14 protein-coding genes are annotated in these 14,293 nt (G+C 64.5%); 11 read left to right on the forward strand and 3 right to left on the reverse strand.

Translation table 11 applies throughout. The annotated features are described in order from the left end of the window. Positions 1-5: 5 nt before the first annotated feature. The 3 genes from NRG23_RS29960 to NRG23_RS29970 all read right to left on the reverse strand — a co-directional run bounded on the left by NRG23_RS29960 (position 6) and on the right by NRG23_RS29970 (position 2,883). Positions 6-455, reverse strand: coding sequence for a hypothetical protein (locus NRG23_RS29960; RefSeq protein ID WP_257373168.1), 450 nt, complete (start codon positions 453-455; stop codon positions 6-8). Between the two features lie 104 nt (positions 456-559). Next, entirely contained in the window at positions 560-1,822 is a 1,263-nt protein-coding gene (locus tag NRG23_RS29965; RefSeq protein WP_257373169.1) for an OprD family porin, read from the reverse strand. 167 nt (positions 1,823-1,989) lie between these two features. Further along, positions 1,990-2,883 (reverse strand): LysR family transcriptional regulator, encoded by an 894-nt coding sequence (locus NRG23_RS29970; protein ID WP_009049932.1) that lies wholly within the window; start codon positions 2,881-2,883, stop codon positions 1,990-1,992. Between the two features lie 125 nt (positions 2,884-3,008). On the opposite strand from NRG23_RS29970, the gene NRG23_RS29975 reads away from it, so the two are divergent. The 11 genes from NRG23_RS29975 (at position 3,009) to NRG23_RS30025 (ending at position 14,009) form a co-directional block, all read left to right on the forward strand. Then, positions 3,009-4,136, forward strand: coding sequence for a muconate cycloisomerase family protein (locus tag NRG23_RS29975; RefSeq protein WP_162098611.1), 1,128 nt, complete (start codon positions 3,009-3,011; stop codon positions 4,134-4,136). 32 nt (positions 4,137-4,168) lie between these two features. Then, positions 4,169-4,459, forward strand: coding sequence for a muconolactone Delta-isomerase (gene catC / locus NRG23_RS29980; protein ID WP_009044734.1), 291 nt, complete (start codon positions 4,169-4,171; stop codon positions 4,457-4,459). A gap of 51 nt (positions 4,460-4,510) precedes the next feature. After that, complete coding sequence (gene catA / locus NRG23_RS29985) at positions 4,511-5,440, forward strand: catechol 1,2-dioxygenase (protein ID WP_257373170.1); 930 nt, start codon at positions 4,511-4,513, stop codon at positions 5,438-5,440. Positions 5,441-5,606: 166 nt separating this feature from the next. Further along, the gene (locus NRG23_RS29990) at positions 5,607-6,563 is read left to right on the forward strand and encodes an AraC family transcriptional regulator (protein WP_124314132.1); all 957 of its coding nucleotides are present in this window, start codon (positions 5,607-5,609) and stop codon (positions 6,561-6,563) included. Positions 6,564-7,001: 438 nt separating this feature from the next. Further along, positions 7,002-8,363 carry a benzoate 1,2-dioxygenase large subunit gene (gene benA, locus NRG23_RS29995; protein WP_009049928.1) on the forward strand — a complete coding sequence of 454 codons (1,362 nt, stop codon included), beginning with the start codon at positions 7,002-7,004 and terminating at the stop codon, positions 8,361-8,363. After that, on the forward strand, positions 8,363-8,851 hold the full coding sequence (gene benB / locus NRG23_RS30000; RefSeq protein ID WP_016702337.1) for a benzoate 1,2-dioxygenase small subunit: 489 nt from the start codon (positions 8,363-8,365) through the stop codon (positions 8,849-8,851). The genes benA and benB overlap by 1 nt, the downstream gene beginning before the upstream one ends. 10 nt (positions 8,852-8,861) lie before the next feature. Next, positions 8,862-9,875, forward strand: a complete 1,014-nt coding sequence (gene benC / locus NRG23_RS30005) for a benzoate 1,2-dioxygenase electron transfer component BenC (RefSeq protein WP_257373171.1) — start codon at positions 8,862-8,864, stop codon at positions 9,873-9,875. 162 nt (positions 9,876-10,037) lie between these two features. After that, complete coding sequence (locus NRG23_RS30010; protein ID WP_038633812.1) at positions 10,038-10,811, forward strand: 1,6-dihydroxycyclohexa-2,4-diene-1-carboxylate dehydrogenase; 774 nt, start codon at positions 10,038-10,040, stop codon at positions 10,809-10,811. A 170-nt stretch (positions 10,812-10,981) separates the two neighbouring features. Further along, positions 10,982-12,319 carry an aromatic acid/H+ symport family MFS transporter gene (locus tag NRG23_RS30015; protein WP_257373172.1) on the forward strand — a complete coding sequence of 446 codons (1,338 nt, stop codon included), beginning with the start codon at positions 10,982-10,984 and terminating at the stop codon, positions 12,317-12,319. Positions 12,320-12,399: 80 nt separating this feature from the next. Next, on the forward strand, positions 12,400-13,614 hold the full coding sequence (locus NRG23_RS30020) for a benzoate/H(+) symporter BenE family transporter (protein ID WP_009049923.1): 1,215 nt from the start codon (positions 12,400-12,402) through the stop codon (positions 13,612-13,614). Between the two features lie 230 nt (positions 13,615-13,844). Next, positions 13,845-14,009: a hypothetical protein gene (locus NRG23_RS30025; protein WP_200877304.1), complete on the forward strand. Its 165-nt coding sequence runs from the start codon at positions 13,845-13,847 to the stop codon at positions 14,007-14,009. Positions 14,010-14,293 lie beyond the last annotated feature (284 nt).

A 14,293-nucleotide genomic window follows, 5' to 3' on the forward strand; every position in this document is an offset into this window, starting at 1 on the left:
ACCACCTACCGCTGCCGATTCTCCGGCCACGTCTCAGTCGGAAAATACGCCTCCAGCCCCGGCCGTTTGTGCTCCACGCCGTTGTCGATCCAGTAGCAGCTCAGGCGGCTGTAGTTGTCCAGGTCGCCGCGCAGCAGGCAGGTGCTGCTGTGGCTGGGCCAGTAGAAGCGCAGGACATCGGCTTCGGCGATGCTTGCCCGTTCGACTTTGCCGGTGGCGGTGGTGGTCGTGCCGTTGATGGTTTTCACCAGGGTCAGGGTGCCGTCCTGATAGCGGATTTCGGCGTTGCCCGAGTAGGTCGCGCCGCCGTCCGGCTCCTGGCCGATCAGGGCGTAGCGGCCTGGGGTCATGCTGTAGTAGAGGTGGGGCTCCGGCTCGTTCTTGGTGGCGGCGAGGCTGCCGAGGCTGGTGAGCAGCAACCCGAGCAGGGCGCTGGCGGGCAAAAGGCGATTCATGGGGCGCGGTCCTTGGCGAAATCGACGGCCATGATTCCAGACTTGGCGCCGGCGTGGAATCCTCCCGCGCTGGCGCCGATCACGAGGGTTGCCGGTAGCGGTCGTTAAAACAACTTCCAGCTATAACTCAGCAACAACCGGTTCTCATTGATATCGGTCCGATAGTTCGACCTCGCCACCACATTGCGCACCTTGATCCCCAGCCCGCCCAACGGCCCGGACTGGATCACGTAGCCGATATCCAGGTCGCGCTCCCAGTCCTTGCCCTCAAAGCCCTTGCCGGTGTCGACGTTGTCGCCGCGGATATAACGCACGGTGCTGGTCAGGCCGGGCAGGCCGCTGGCGGCGAAGTCGTAGTCGTAGCGCAGTTGCCAGGAGCGTTCGTCGATGTAGGCGAACTCGTAAGTTGGCACTTCGTTGCCCAGTGGGGTGATGTTGGCGAAGACCCGGGGGAAGGCGCTGTCGCCGAACATGCCCTGGTAGCCGACATAAAAAGTATGGCCGCCACGTTTGGCCGACAGCAGGGAGAAGAAGGCCTGGTTGTCGATGGCGCCGAGCAGCTGTTTGCCGTCCTCTTCGCTGTTGTAGTAGCCGAGGTTGGCGCCGAGTATCCAGTTGCTCAGCGGCTGGCTGTGTTTCAGGCCGAGGAAGCGCTGGTGGTAGATGTCCTCCAGCTGGCCGTACCAGGCGCTGAGGCTGGTGCGTTTGTCGTTGAAGGCGTAGTCGGCACCAAAGTAGTTGAAGGCGTCGCTGCTGACCGCGCGTTTCGGCACGTGGCCGAGCATGGCTTGCAGTTTGCCGTCGCCGGACTCGTTGCGCAGGCTGGTGGAGCGCAGGCGGCCGCCTTGCAGGGTCAGGCCGTTGATGTCGTTGGAGACGATGCTCGCGCCCTGGTAGGACGGCGGCAGCAGGCGGATATCGCTGAAGCTCAGCACTGGCAGGTTGGGTTGCAGTTCGCCGATGCGCAGTTCGCTTTTCGCCAGGCGCAGTTTCAGCGCCTGGCCGAGGCGGCTGTAGTTGTCGGCGGCTTCGCCGTCCTCCTGCACCGGCAGCAGGCCGCTGTTGACCCGGCCCTTGCCGCTGTCGAGCTTGAGCCCCAGGGTGCCGATGGCATCCAGGCCCACGCCGAGGGGGCCGGGGGTGTAGCCGGACTTGAAGTTGAGGATAAAACCCTGGGCCCATTCCTGGGCCATGGACTGCTCGGGGCCGCGGATATCCGAATAGTCGCGGCTGAAGAAGTAGTTGCGGGCCTGGAGGGTGGCGGTGGCGTCCTTGATAAAACCGCCTTCTTCGGCCAGCAGGTGCTGGGGCGCGCTCAGGCACACCGCGCTGGCGCCCAGCACGGCGAGGGTCTTTGCAGGTTTCATTGCTTTTACTCTTATTGTTATGGAAAGCAGTTCACTGCCCGCAGGCTAGGGGCGGGTATGGCGCTGGCACTATCCGTTGCGTGCAGACCTGTATCCCTTTTCTGCAGGCATGCTTTTTGGCGGCAAGGGGAGGTGGGCGCAACCGCGAGTCGGTTGCGCGCGAGGCGTCAGGCGTCGGGGTGTTCGGCGCGCAGTTCGTCGATCATCCGCAAACAGTGGCTGAGCCCCGCGGAGACGTCGCCGACCCGCCGACTGATGATGATCGGCGAGGTGGCGTTGGCTTCCAGTAGCGGGCTGAAGCCGATGTCATCGCGGTGCAGCAATTGCACCGAAGCCGGCACCAGGGTGATGCCGATGCCGGCACCCACCAGGCCGATGGCGGTCTGCAGTTCATTGGTCCACTGCACGATGCGGATATTCAGGCCGTGGGTGTTGAACAGCGCGATCACATGGTCGGCGTAGCTCGGACGCGGGTTACCGGGGTAGAGCACAAAAGGCTCGTCGGCCAGTTGCGCCAGGCTCACCGGCTGGCCGATCAGCGGATGCCCGGCGGGCAGGGCGGCCACCAGGCGATCCTCGGTCTGCACCTTCTGCACGATGGCCGGATCGTCGATGCGGATCCGCCCGAAGCCGATGTCGATGCGTCCGGCCTTGAGCGCTTCCACCTGTTGCAGGGTGGTCATTTCCGACAGCCCCAGCTCCAGGGCCAGGGTCTCGTGGCTGCGCAGGCGGCGGATCAGTTCCGGCAGCAGGCCATACAGGGTCGAGGGAGCGAAGCCGATGCCGAGCCAGGTCTTTTCGCCGTGGCCGATGCGCCGGGTGTTGTCGCAGACCTTGGCCAGTTGCTCCAGCAGCGCGCTGGAATGCTCATAGAAGAAGCGCCCGGCTTCGGTCAGGCGCAACGGCCGGCCGCGCTCCAGCAGCAATACCCCGAGTTCCTCTTCCAGTTGCTGGATCTGCCGGCTCAGGGGCGGCTGGGCGATGTGCAGGCGCTCGGCGGCCTTGGTGAAGTTGAGGGTCTGGCCCAGCACCTGGAAGTAACGCAGATGACGCAGTTCCATAAGGCCTCCGCAGGCAACGGTTGGATACCTTCAAGGTATCGAGCCAGACCAATTCTATATTGGAACCCCGGAAAAAGCCGTACGAGAATCGGGTCCATAACTTCAAGAACCTGATGGGTATGGAAATGCTTTCGAGTGCCATTGAATCGATCGAAACGATCATCGTCGATCTGCCAACCATCCGCCCGCACAAGCTGGCGATGCACACCATGCAGAACCAGACCCTGGTGCTGATCCGCCTGCGCTGCGCCGACGGCATCGAAGGCCTGGGCGAAGCCACCACGATCGGCGGCCTGGCCTATGGCAATGAAAGCCCGGACAGCATCAAGACCAACATCGACCGCTTCTTCACGCCGCTGCTGCTCGGCCAGGACGGCGCCAATATCAATGCCGCCATGCAGCGCCTGGAGCGCAGCATCCGCGGCAACACCTTCGCCAAGTCCGGTATCGAAAGCGCCTTGCTCGACGCCCAGGGCAAGCGCCTGGGGCTGCCGGTCAGCGAGCTGCTCGGCGGCCGGGTGCGCGACGCCTTGCCAGTGGCCTGGACCCTGGCCAGCGGCGACACCGCCAAGGACATCGCCGAAGCGCAAAAGATGCTCGACCTGCGTCGCCACCGCATCTTCAAGCTGAAGATCGGCGCCGGCGAGGTGGACCGCGACCTGGCCCATGTGATCGCGATCAAGAAGGCCCTGGGCGACCGCGCCAGCGTGCGGGTCGACGTCAACCAGGCCTGGGACGAAGCGGTGGCGGTGCGCGCCTGCCGGGTCCTGGGCGGCAACGGCATCGACCTGATCGAACAGCCGATCTCGCGCAACAACCGCGCCGGCATGGTGCGCCTCAATGCCATCAGCCCGGCGCCGATCATGGCCGACGAATCCATCGAGTGCGTGGAAGACGCCTTCAACCTGGCCCGCGAAGGCGCGGCCTCGGTGTTCGCCCTGAAGATCGCCAAGAACGGCGGCCCGCGCGCGGTGTTGCGCACCGCGGCGATCGCCGAGGCGGCGGGCATCGGCCTGTACGGCGGCACCATGCTCGAAGGCGGCATCGGCACCCTGGCGTCGGCCCATGCCTTCCTCACCCTCAATACCTTGAGCTGGGACACCGAACTGTTCGGCCCGCTGCTGCTGACCGAGGACATCCTCGCCGAGCCGCCGCTGTACCGCGATTTCCAATTGCACGTATCCCGGGCGCCGGGCCTCGGCCTGAGCCTGGACGAGGAGCGCCTGGCGTTCTTGCGCCGCGACAAAGCCTGAACTGCCATTCATCACGTCTTAAGGAGAGCACCATGCTGTTCCACGTCAAAATGACCGTGAACCTGCCGGTCGACATGAACCCCGAGCGCGCCGCCCAGCTCAAGGCCGACGAAAAGGCCCTGGCCCAGCGCCTGCAGGAGCAGGGCAAGTGGCGGCACCTGTGGCGCATCGCCGGCCTGTATGCCAACTACAGCGTGTTCGACGTCGACAGCGTGCAGGAACTGCACGACCTGCTGATGCAACTGCCGCTGTACCCGTACATGGCTATCGAAGTGAACGCGCTGTGCAGGCATCCTTCGTCCATTCATGCGGATGACCGCTGAGCCCTCGCCAGCCCGCTGCACACTCTAATAAATACAAGATGAGGAATAACCATGAACGTCCGAATTTCCCACACTGCCAGCGCCCAGAAGTTTCTCGAAGAAGTCAGTGGCCAGTTCAACGACCAGGGCAACCCGCGCACCAAGGCCCTGGTGTACCGCATCCTGCGTGACACGGTGAACATCATCGAAGACCTCGATGTGACCCCGGAAGAATTCTGGAAGGCGGTCAACTACCTCAACGTGCTCGGCGCGCGCCAGGAAGCCGGGCTGCTGGTGGCCGGCCTGGGCCTGGAACACTACCTGGACCTGCTGATGGACGCCGCCGACGAGCAGGCCGGCAAGACCGGCGGCACCCCGCGCACCATCGAAGGCCCGCTGTACGTGGCCGGTGCGCCGCTGAGCCAGGGTGAAGCGCGCCTCGACGATGGCGTCGATCCGGGCGTGGTGCTGTTCATGCAGGGCCAGGTGCGCAACACCGCCGGCCAGCCGCTGGCCGGGGCCATTGTCGATGTCTGGCACGCCAATACTGGCGGTACTTACTCCTACTTCGACACCACCCAGTCGGAGTTCAACCTGCGTCGGCGCATCGTCACCGATGCCGAAGGCCGCTACCGTTTCCGCAGCATCGTGCCGTCGGGCTACGGCTGCCCGCCGGACGGTCCGACCCAGCAACTGCTCGACCAACTGGGCCGCCACGGCCAGCGTCCGGCGCATATCCACTTCTTCATCTCGGCCGACGACCACCGTCACCTGACCACCCAGATCAACCTCGATGGCGATGAATACCTGCACGACGATTTCGCCTACGCCACCCGCGACGAGCTGATCGCCAAGATCACCTTCAGCGACGATCAGCAGCGTGCGGCGCAGCATGGGGTCAGCGGGCGTTTTGCCGAGATCGACTTCGACTTCACCCTGCAGCCGTCGGCCCAGCCCGAGGAGCAGCAGCGCCTGGAGCGGGTACGAGCGCTGGAGGACTGACATCGCGGCAGATCCCGAATCGGGGCCACGGGATGACTTGACGGTTGTCCCGTGGTTTTTGCCATTGTGAACCGTGGTCGATGTTTTGCGTGATGTGCCAGCGGTGGCGAACGATCACCGCCCGATAATAACAATCCCAATAATTAGAACTGGGAGTGACCCGCTTATGGAAACGCATCTGTTGAGTGAGCGCAGCAGGGTATTCGCCCAGGCCGATCCCTATGCCGTGTCCGGCTATGTCAACCAGCATGTGGGCAGCCACTGCATCCGTTTGCCCAAGGCCGGCAGTCCCCAGGCCAGCCTCAATCATCGGCAGTTCGCCAGCCTCGACCTGTGCTCGCTCAGCTACGGCGGCAGCGTGCGCGTCACCTCGCCGGCGCTGGAAACCATCTACCACCTGCAAGTGCTGCTGCGCGGTCACTGCCTGTGGCGCGGCCATCGCCAGGAACATTACTTCGCCCCGGGCGAGCTGCTGCTGATCAACCCCGACGATCCGGTGGACCTGACCTATTCCGACGATTGCGAGAAATTCATCATCAAGGTGCCCACCCGCCTGCTGGAGTCGGTGTGCCAGGAGCAGCGCTGGCTGTATCCGGGGCAGGGGGTGCGCTTCGTGGGCAACCGCTACCAGCTGGATGAGCTGGAAGGTTTCATCAACCTGTTGAGCGTGGTCTGCCGCGAAGCCGAAGCCGTCGAGTGCATCCCGCGGGTGCAGGAGCATTACGCGCAGATCGTGGCGAGCAAGATGCTCAGCCTGATGAAGACCAACATCCGGCGCGCGGGCCTGGGTTCGTCATCGGCGACCTTCGAGACGATTGCCGATTACATCGAGCGCAACCTCAAGCAGGACATCGGCTGCGAGGAACTGGCGCAGCAGGCGCAGATGAGCCTGCGCTCGCTCTATGCGCTGTTCGAGCGCAACGCCCGCAGCACGCCCATGCGCTACATTCGCCAGAAGAAACTCGAGCGGATCCACGCCTGCCTGCGTGACCCCAGCTGCAACGTGCGCAACATCACCGAACTGGCCATGGACTTCGGCTTCCTGCACCTGGGACGCTTCTCGGAAAGCTACCGCAAGCAATTCGGCGAACTGCCGTCCGACACCCTCAGACGCCGGGCTTGATCCGGCTTTTGCTTCTGCTTCTGTAGGAGCGGCCGGTCGACGCTCGATCGCCGGCGATGGCGAACGACACGTAGGTGTTTGATCCGACGCCATCGCGAGCAAGCTTCGCTCCTACAGAAGCTGTGCCCACCGCATCATTCGTGATTCCTCGTGTAGCCGCTGCCGAGCCTGCGAGGCTGCGATCGGCTGCGCAGCAGTCGCAAAACCTGAAACCGTGTTCGTTCTGGATAAATGCGCGGCCCGGGTGGCGGCCGCTACGTCGGAATGCCGCCCAACCCGATCGCAGCCTCGCAGGCTACAGCAGCGGCTACCCCTGTAGGACTTGCCCTACAAAACTCTGCAGAAAACGGATAGTGGTCTGCACGCAACGGATATTGCCCCCGCACACCCCGCCCTAGCATGAGCCTTGCCTGAATAAAAACAACGGAGGCGGCGGCCATGACCCTGCGACCCGAATACCTTCACTCCCTGCTTGAAGAAGACCGTGACCGGGGCGTCTACCGCTGCAAGCGGGAGATGTTCACCGACCCCCGGCTGTTCGACCTGGAAATGCAGCACATCTTCGAGGGCAACTGGCTGTACCTCGCCCACGAGAGCCAGATCCCCAACAACAACGACTACTACACCACCACCATGGGCCGGCAGTCGGTCTTCATCGCGCGCAACAAGGACGGCGAACTCAATGCCTTCCTCAATGCCTGCAGCCATCGTGGCGCCATGCTCTGCCGGCACAAGACCGGCAACAAGTCGTCCTACACCTGTCCGTTCCACGGCTGGACCTTCAACAACTCCGGCAAGCTGCTCAAGGTCAAGGACCCGGCCGCCGCGGGTTACCCGTCGAGCTTCAACTGCGAAGGCTCCCACGACCTGACCAGGGTCGCGCGCTTCGAGTCTTATCGCGGCTTCCTGTTCGGCAGCCTCAACCCTGACGTGCTGCCCCTGGTGGAGCACCTGGGCGAGTCGGCGAAGATCATCGACATGATCGTCGACCAGTCCGCCGATGGCCTGGAAGTGCTGCGCGGTTCCTCGAGCTACATCTACGAAGGCAACTGGAAACTCACCGCGGAAAACGGCGCCGACGGCTACCACGTCAGCTCAGTGCACTGGAACTACGCGGCCACCCAGAGCCAGCGCAAGCAGCGCGAAGCCGGCGAAGAGATCAAGACCATGAGCGCCGGCAGCTGGGCCAAGCAGGGCGGTGGTTTCTACTCCTTCGACAAGGGCCACATGCTGCTCTGGACCCGCTGGTCCAACCCCGAGGACCGTCCGCTCTACGAGCGCCGCGACGAGCTGGCCCGGGATTTCGGCCAGGCCCGCGCCGACTGGATGATCGAGAACTCGCGCAACCTGTGCCTGTACCCCAACGTCTACCTGATGGACCAGTTCAGTTCGCAGATCCGCATCGCCCGGCCGATCTCGGTGGACCGCACCGAGATCACCATCTACTGCATCGCGCCCAAGGGCGAAAGCGACGAAGCCCGGGCCATGCGCATCCGCCAGTACGAGGACTTCTTCAACGTCAGCGGCATGGCCACCCCGGACGACCTGGAGGAATTCCGTTCCTGCCAGATGGGCTACCAGGGCAGCAACAGTGCCTGGAACGACATGTCCCGCGGCGCCGAACACTGGGTCGAGGGCGCGGACGACGCGGCCCGGGAAATCGACCTGCAACCGATCCTCAGCGGCGTGCGCACCGAAGACGAAGGCCTGTTCGTGATGCAGCACAAGTACTGGCAGCAAACCATGCTCGAGGCGCTTGCCGCCCAAGCCGCGCGAACCATTGCCGTGGAGGCTGTGTGATGAGCATTTCCCATGACACCGTGCGCGACTTTCTCTACCGCGAAGCGCGCTACCTGGACGACAAGGACTGGGACAGCTGGCTGGAGCTCTACGCCCCCGACGCGACCTTCTGGATGCCGTCCTGGGACGACAACGACGAGCTCACCGAAGACCCGCAGCGGGAGATCTCGCTGATCTGGTACGGCAGCCGCTGCGGCCTGGAGGACCGGGTGTTCCGGATCAAGACCGAGCGCTCCAGCGCGAGCATTCCCGACACCCGCACCTCGCACAACCTGAGCAACATCGAGGTGCTGGAGCAGGCCGACGGCTTGTGCAAGGTGCGCTTCAACTGGCACACCCTGAGCTTTCGCTACAAGACCGTCGACAGCTACTTCGGCACCAGCTTCTACACCCTCGATGTGCGGGGCGAGAACCCGCTGATCAGGGCCAAGAAAGTCATCCTGAAGAACGATTACGTTCGTCAGGTCGTCGATGTCTACCACCTCTGAGGCGACTGCCATGACTCATCAAATCGCACTCAATTTCGAAGACGGGGTGACCCGTTTCGTCGCCGCCAACGCCGGCGAAACCCTGGCCGATGCCGCCTACCGCCAGGGCATCAACATCCCCCTGGACTGCCGCGACGGCGCCTGTGGCACCTGCAAGTGTTTTGCCGAAGCCGGGCGTTACGACCTCGGCGAGGAATACATCGACGATGCGCTGACCGCGGATGAAGCCGAGCAGGGCTTCGTGCTGACCTGCCAGATGCGCGCCTTGAGCGACTGCGTGGTGCGGGTGCCGGCTTCGTCGCAAGTCTGCCGAGCCGCCCAGGCCACCTTCGACGCCACCATCAGCGCGGTGCGCCAGCTGTCCGACAGCACCATCGCCCTGTCGATCAAGGGCGAGGCCCTGAGCAAGCTGGCGTTTCTGCCGGGGCAGTACGTCAACCTCGGCGTGCCCGGCAGCGAGCAGACCCGCGCCTATTCCTTCAGCTCGCTGCAGCGCGACGGCGAGGTCAGCTTCCTGATCCGCAACGTGCCGGGCGGCCTGATGAGCAGCTTCCTCACCGGCCTGGCGAAAGCCGGCGACCGCATGAGCCTGGCCGGACCCTTGGGCAGCTTCTACCTGCGGGACATCCGCCGGCCGCTGTTGCTGCTGGCCGGGGGCACCGGGCTGGCGCCGTTCACCGCGATGCTGGAGAAAATCGCCGAGCAGGGCAGCGAGCATCCGCTGCACCTGATCTACGGGGTGACCAACGACTTCGACCTGGTGGAAATGGATCGCCTGGAAGCCTTCGCCGCACGCATCCCCAACTTCAGCTTTAGCGCCTGCGTGGCCAATCCCGAGAGCCGCCACCCGCTCAAGGGCTACGTGACCCAGCATATCGAGCCCCAGCACCTGAACGACGGCGATGTGGACGTGTACCTGTGCGGCCCGCCACCGATGGTCGAGGCGGTCAGCCAGTTCATCCGCGACCAGGGCATTGCCCCGGCCAATTTCTATTACGAAAAATTCGCCGCCAGCGCGGCCTGACCCGGTCGCGGTTTCTGCGGCCTCTGTAGGAGCGAGGCTTGCCCGCGATCAGCCGACAGGCTGAAAGGTCAACGCTGCACGCACTATCGCTATCGCGGGCAAGCCTCGCTCCTACAGAAGAAGGGACGGTGGTGCGTCGGTATATTGGCATGAGGTTTTGAGATGAGCAGATTCGAGAAGAAAGTCGCCCTGGTCACCGGGGCGGCGCAGGGTATCGGCCGGCGGGTCGCCGAGCGCCTGGCCGAGGAGGGCGCGCGGCTGGTGCTGGTGGATCGCTCCGAGCTGGTGTTCGAGTTGCAGGCCGAGTTGGCCCCCAGGTTCGAGGTGCTGGCGCTGACCGCCGACCTCGAACAGTACGCCGAATGCAGCCGGGTGATGGCCGCCGCCGTCGAGCGTTTCGGGCGCCTCGACGTGCTGGTCAACAACGTCGGCGGCACCATCTGGGCCAAGCCGTTCGAGCACTATGAAGAGCAGCAGATCGAAGCCGAAGTGCGCCGTTCGCTGTTCCCCACCCTGTGGTGCTGCCACGCCGCGCTGCCCTACATGCTGGAGCAGGGCAGCGGCGCCATCGTCAACGTGTCGTCCATCGCCACCCGCAGCATCAACCGCGTGCCCTATGGCGCGGCCAAGGGCGGGGTGAATGCCCTGACCGCCTGCCTGGCGTTCGAGACCGCCGGGCGCGGGGTGCGGGTCAACGCGACCGCCCCCGGCGGCACCGAAGCGCCGCCACGGCGCATTCCGCGCAACAGCGCCGAGCAGAGCGCCGAGGAAAAGGTCTGGTACCAGCAGATCGTCGACCAGACCCTCGACAGCACCCTGATGAAACGCTACGGCACCATCGACGAGCAGGCCGCGGCGATCCTGTTCCTGGCCTCCGACGAGGCGTCCTACATCACCGGCATGGTCATGCCGGTAGGCGGTGGCGACCAGGGCTGAAGTATCAGGCGTCATCGAAAACCGCACCCTGACCGTAGGAGCGAGGCTTGCCCGCGATGGCGTCCGGCCTGACACACCGCGGCGTCCCGATCGCGGGCAAGCCTCGCTCCTACAAGACTGCGTAAACGCACATCCGGTTTCTCATAAAACAACAACAAGAGTCAGATGCCATGCGAAACATAGACAGCAATCAATTGATCGACGGGGCACGCTTCAATGCCTTTCACTGGCGTGTGCTGTTCTGGTGCGCGCTGATCATCATCTTCGACGGCTACGACCTGGTGATTTACGGTGTGGTGCTGCCGGTGCTGATGCAGGAGTGGGGCCTGAGCCCGCTGCTGGCCGGGGCGCTGGGCAGCTATGCGCTGTTCGGCATGATGTTCGGTGCGCTGTTTTTCGGTTCACTGTCGGAGCGTATCGGCTGCAAGAAAGTCATCGCCATCTGCGTGGTGCTGTTCAGCGGTTTCACCCTGCTCAACGGCTTCACCACCACGCCCACCCAGTTCGGCATCTGCCGCTTTATCGCCGGCCTCGGCATCGGCGGGGTGATGCCCAACGTGGTGGCGCTGATGAACGAATACGCGCCGAAGAAAATCCGCAGCACCCTGGTGGCGATCATGCTCAGCGGCTACTCGGTGGGCGGCACCCTGTCCGCCGGCCTGGGCATAGTGCTGCTGCCGAGTTTCGGCTGGCAGGCGGTGTTCTATGTGGCGGCGATCCCGTTGTTGCTGCTGCCGCTGATTCTCAGGTTCCTGCCCGAATCCCTGGGCTTTCTGCTGCGCCAGGGCCGGGAAGACGAGGCGCGCCAGGTGCTGCAATTAGTCGAGCCGGGCTTCGTCGCGCAACCCGGCGACTCGTTCGTCAAGGCCAACCTCAAGAGCGCCGGCGCGCCGGTGGTGCAGCTGTTCCGCGAAGGCCGGGCGCTGAGCACCTTGATGCTCTGGGTCGTGTTCTTCTGCTGCCTGCTGATGGTCTACGCGCTCAACTCCTGGCTGCCCAAGCTGATGGCCAGCGCCGGATACAGCCTGGGCTCGAGCCTGATGTTCCTGCTGGTGCTGAACCTCGGCGCGATCTTCGGCGCCGTGGGCGGCGGCTGGATCGGCGATCGCCTGCAGTTGCAAAAGGTTCTGGTGGCGTTTTTTGTCGTGGCCGCGGTGTCCATCAGCCTGCTCGGCTTCAAGAGCCCGCACGGGCTGCTGTACGCCCTGATCGCGATTGCCGGGGCGACCACCATCGGCACGCAGATCCTGGCCTTCGCCTGCGTCGCCCAGTTCTATCCGGTGACGATCCGCTCCACCGGCATTGGCTGGGCCTCGGGTATCGGCCGCAGCGGGGCCATCGTCGGGCCGCTGCTGGGCGGTGCCTTGGTGAGCATCGAGCTGCCGCTGCACTATAACTTCATGGCCTTCGCCATTCCGGGGGCGGTGGCGGCGCTGGCGATGTGTTTCGTCTACCAGCGACCCGCCAAGGCGCTGCCGGTCAGCCAGGCCAGCGCGCCATCGCTGTAGTGATGCCATGACCGGCGCGGGCGCCCAGGTGCCTGCGCCGGCGGTTCAGCCATGCCATGCCTCAGGGCTTCGGAGCTTGCATGCGGCAGTTGATCGAGGACTTTTCGTTGTCGGCGCTGGTGGCCGGGTTTATCGCCACGCTGATTTCCTATGCGGGGCCGCTGGTGATCATCTTCCAGGCGGCCAAGGCCGCGGGCCTGCCCCAGGAAGTGTTGTCGTCCTGGGTCTGGGCGATTTCCATCGGCAGCGGGGTGCTGGGCATCGTCCTCAGCCTGCGCTTCAAGGTGCCGGTGGTCATCGCCTGGTCGGCGCCGGGCTCGGCGCTGCTGGTGGCGTTGCTGCCGGGCATTGGCCTCAATGAGGCGGTGGGTGCCTATCTGGTGGCTAGCGCGCTGATCCTGCTGATCGGCCTGTGCGGCATTTTCGACAAGATTGTCGGCCGGCTGCCGGCGGCGATTTCCGCGGCGATGCTGGCGGGCATCCTGTTCAGTTTCGGTACCGGGCTGTTTCGCTCGATCCAGGATAAACCGCTGCTGGTCGGGGCGATGTTCCTCACCTACCTGCTGTGCAAGCGCCTGTGGCCGCGTTATGCGGTATTGGCCGTGCTGCTGGTGGGCTGCGCCATCTCTTTGACGATGGGCGATATCGACCGCTCGGCGCTGGTGATCGGCCTGGCCACGCCGCACTGGATCAGCCCCGCGTTCAGCTGGAACGCTGTGCTCAACGTCGCGCTGCCGCTGGTGGTGGTGGCCCTGACCGGGCAATTCGTGCCGGGCATCGCCGTTCTGCGCAACGACGGCTACCGCACGCCGGCCAGCCCGATCCTCGCCAGCAGTGCCTTCGCCAGCCTGTTGCTGGCGCCGTTCGGTTGTCACGGGCTGAACCTGGCGGCGATCACCGCGGCCATTTGCACCGGCCGCGAAGCCCACGAAGACCCGGGCAAACGCTATGTGGCCGGGGTCATGGGCGGGCTGTTCTACCTGCTGCTGGGGATCTTCGGCGCGACCCTGGTTTCGCTGTTCAGCGCCTTCCCCCGGGCCTTGATCGCGGCCCTGGCCGGGCTCGCGCTGTTCGCCGCCATCGGCGGCGCCCTGAGCAGCGCCATGGCCGTACCGCGGGATCGCGAAGCGGCGCTGATCACTTTCCTGGTGACGGCGTCGGGCATGTCGCTGTTCGGTTTGTCGGCGGCTTTCTGGGGGCTGCTGTTTGGCCTGGTGGCCCATGGCGTGCTGACCCTGCGTCGCCCGCAAGCCTTACCTGCGGCGGGGGAGGCACCGGTCCAGGCGCGTAATTGACAGCACCCTGTATCGAAATCCTTGCACAGGCGAATCGCCACCGGCACGGCCTGTGCCTGCGGGCCTGCCGTGCGCTGCTGGTGAAATAAACGTGTGAATCCCCGGAAACCTGTGGGTTTTTCGATACAACCCTTACCCATTCTTTACCTTCATGCGCTGCTCGATGTCGCGCAAACGCTGTCTGAAACGGCGAGAAACTTGTGGTTCTCGTCCTGAAAGAGAGTGAAGTGATGATGTTGAGTCGAGTTGCAAAAGTGGCGGTAGTGATCGCCTTGTTGTCGTCCCTGTCGGGCTGCTGGATGTTCTTCCCGCCGGGTGGCGGCGGTGGTGGTCATGGCGGTGGCGGCCAGCATGGCGGTTTTGGCGGAGGTCCCGGTGGTGGCGGCCCACGCTGACCGCGGCTGACCCGAGCCTGTAGGAGCGAGCTTGCTCGCGAAAAATCCCAAGGGCGACGTGGAGCGTCAGACACACCCTGTTGTCCCTATCGCGAGCAAGCTCGCTCCTACAGTGACCCTGCTGGTTGCAGATACCGCGTCGCCGACAAGCAAGCGGCTGGTCGGATGCGCTGTTGCAAACCCCTTCTCGAGCCTGGGGCGCAGACCCCAGCACCTATACTCAACCCAGGCATGGTCGTGTGGTACCCGGTTGAAGCCTGCCCCGTCGTGGGCGGGTGGCCGTG

Source organism: Pseudomonas sp. T8, from assembly GCF_024610635.1.
GTDB lineage: Bacteria > Pseudomonadota > Gammaproteobacteria > Pseudomonadales > Pseudomonadaceae > Aquipseudomonas > Aquipseudomonas chlororaphis_I.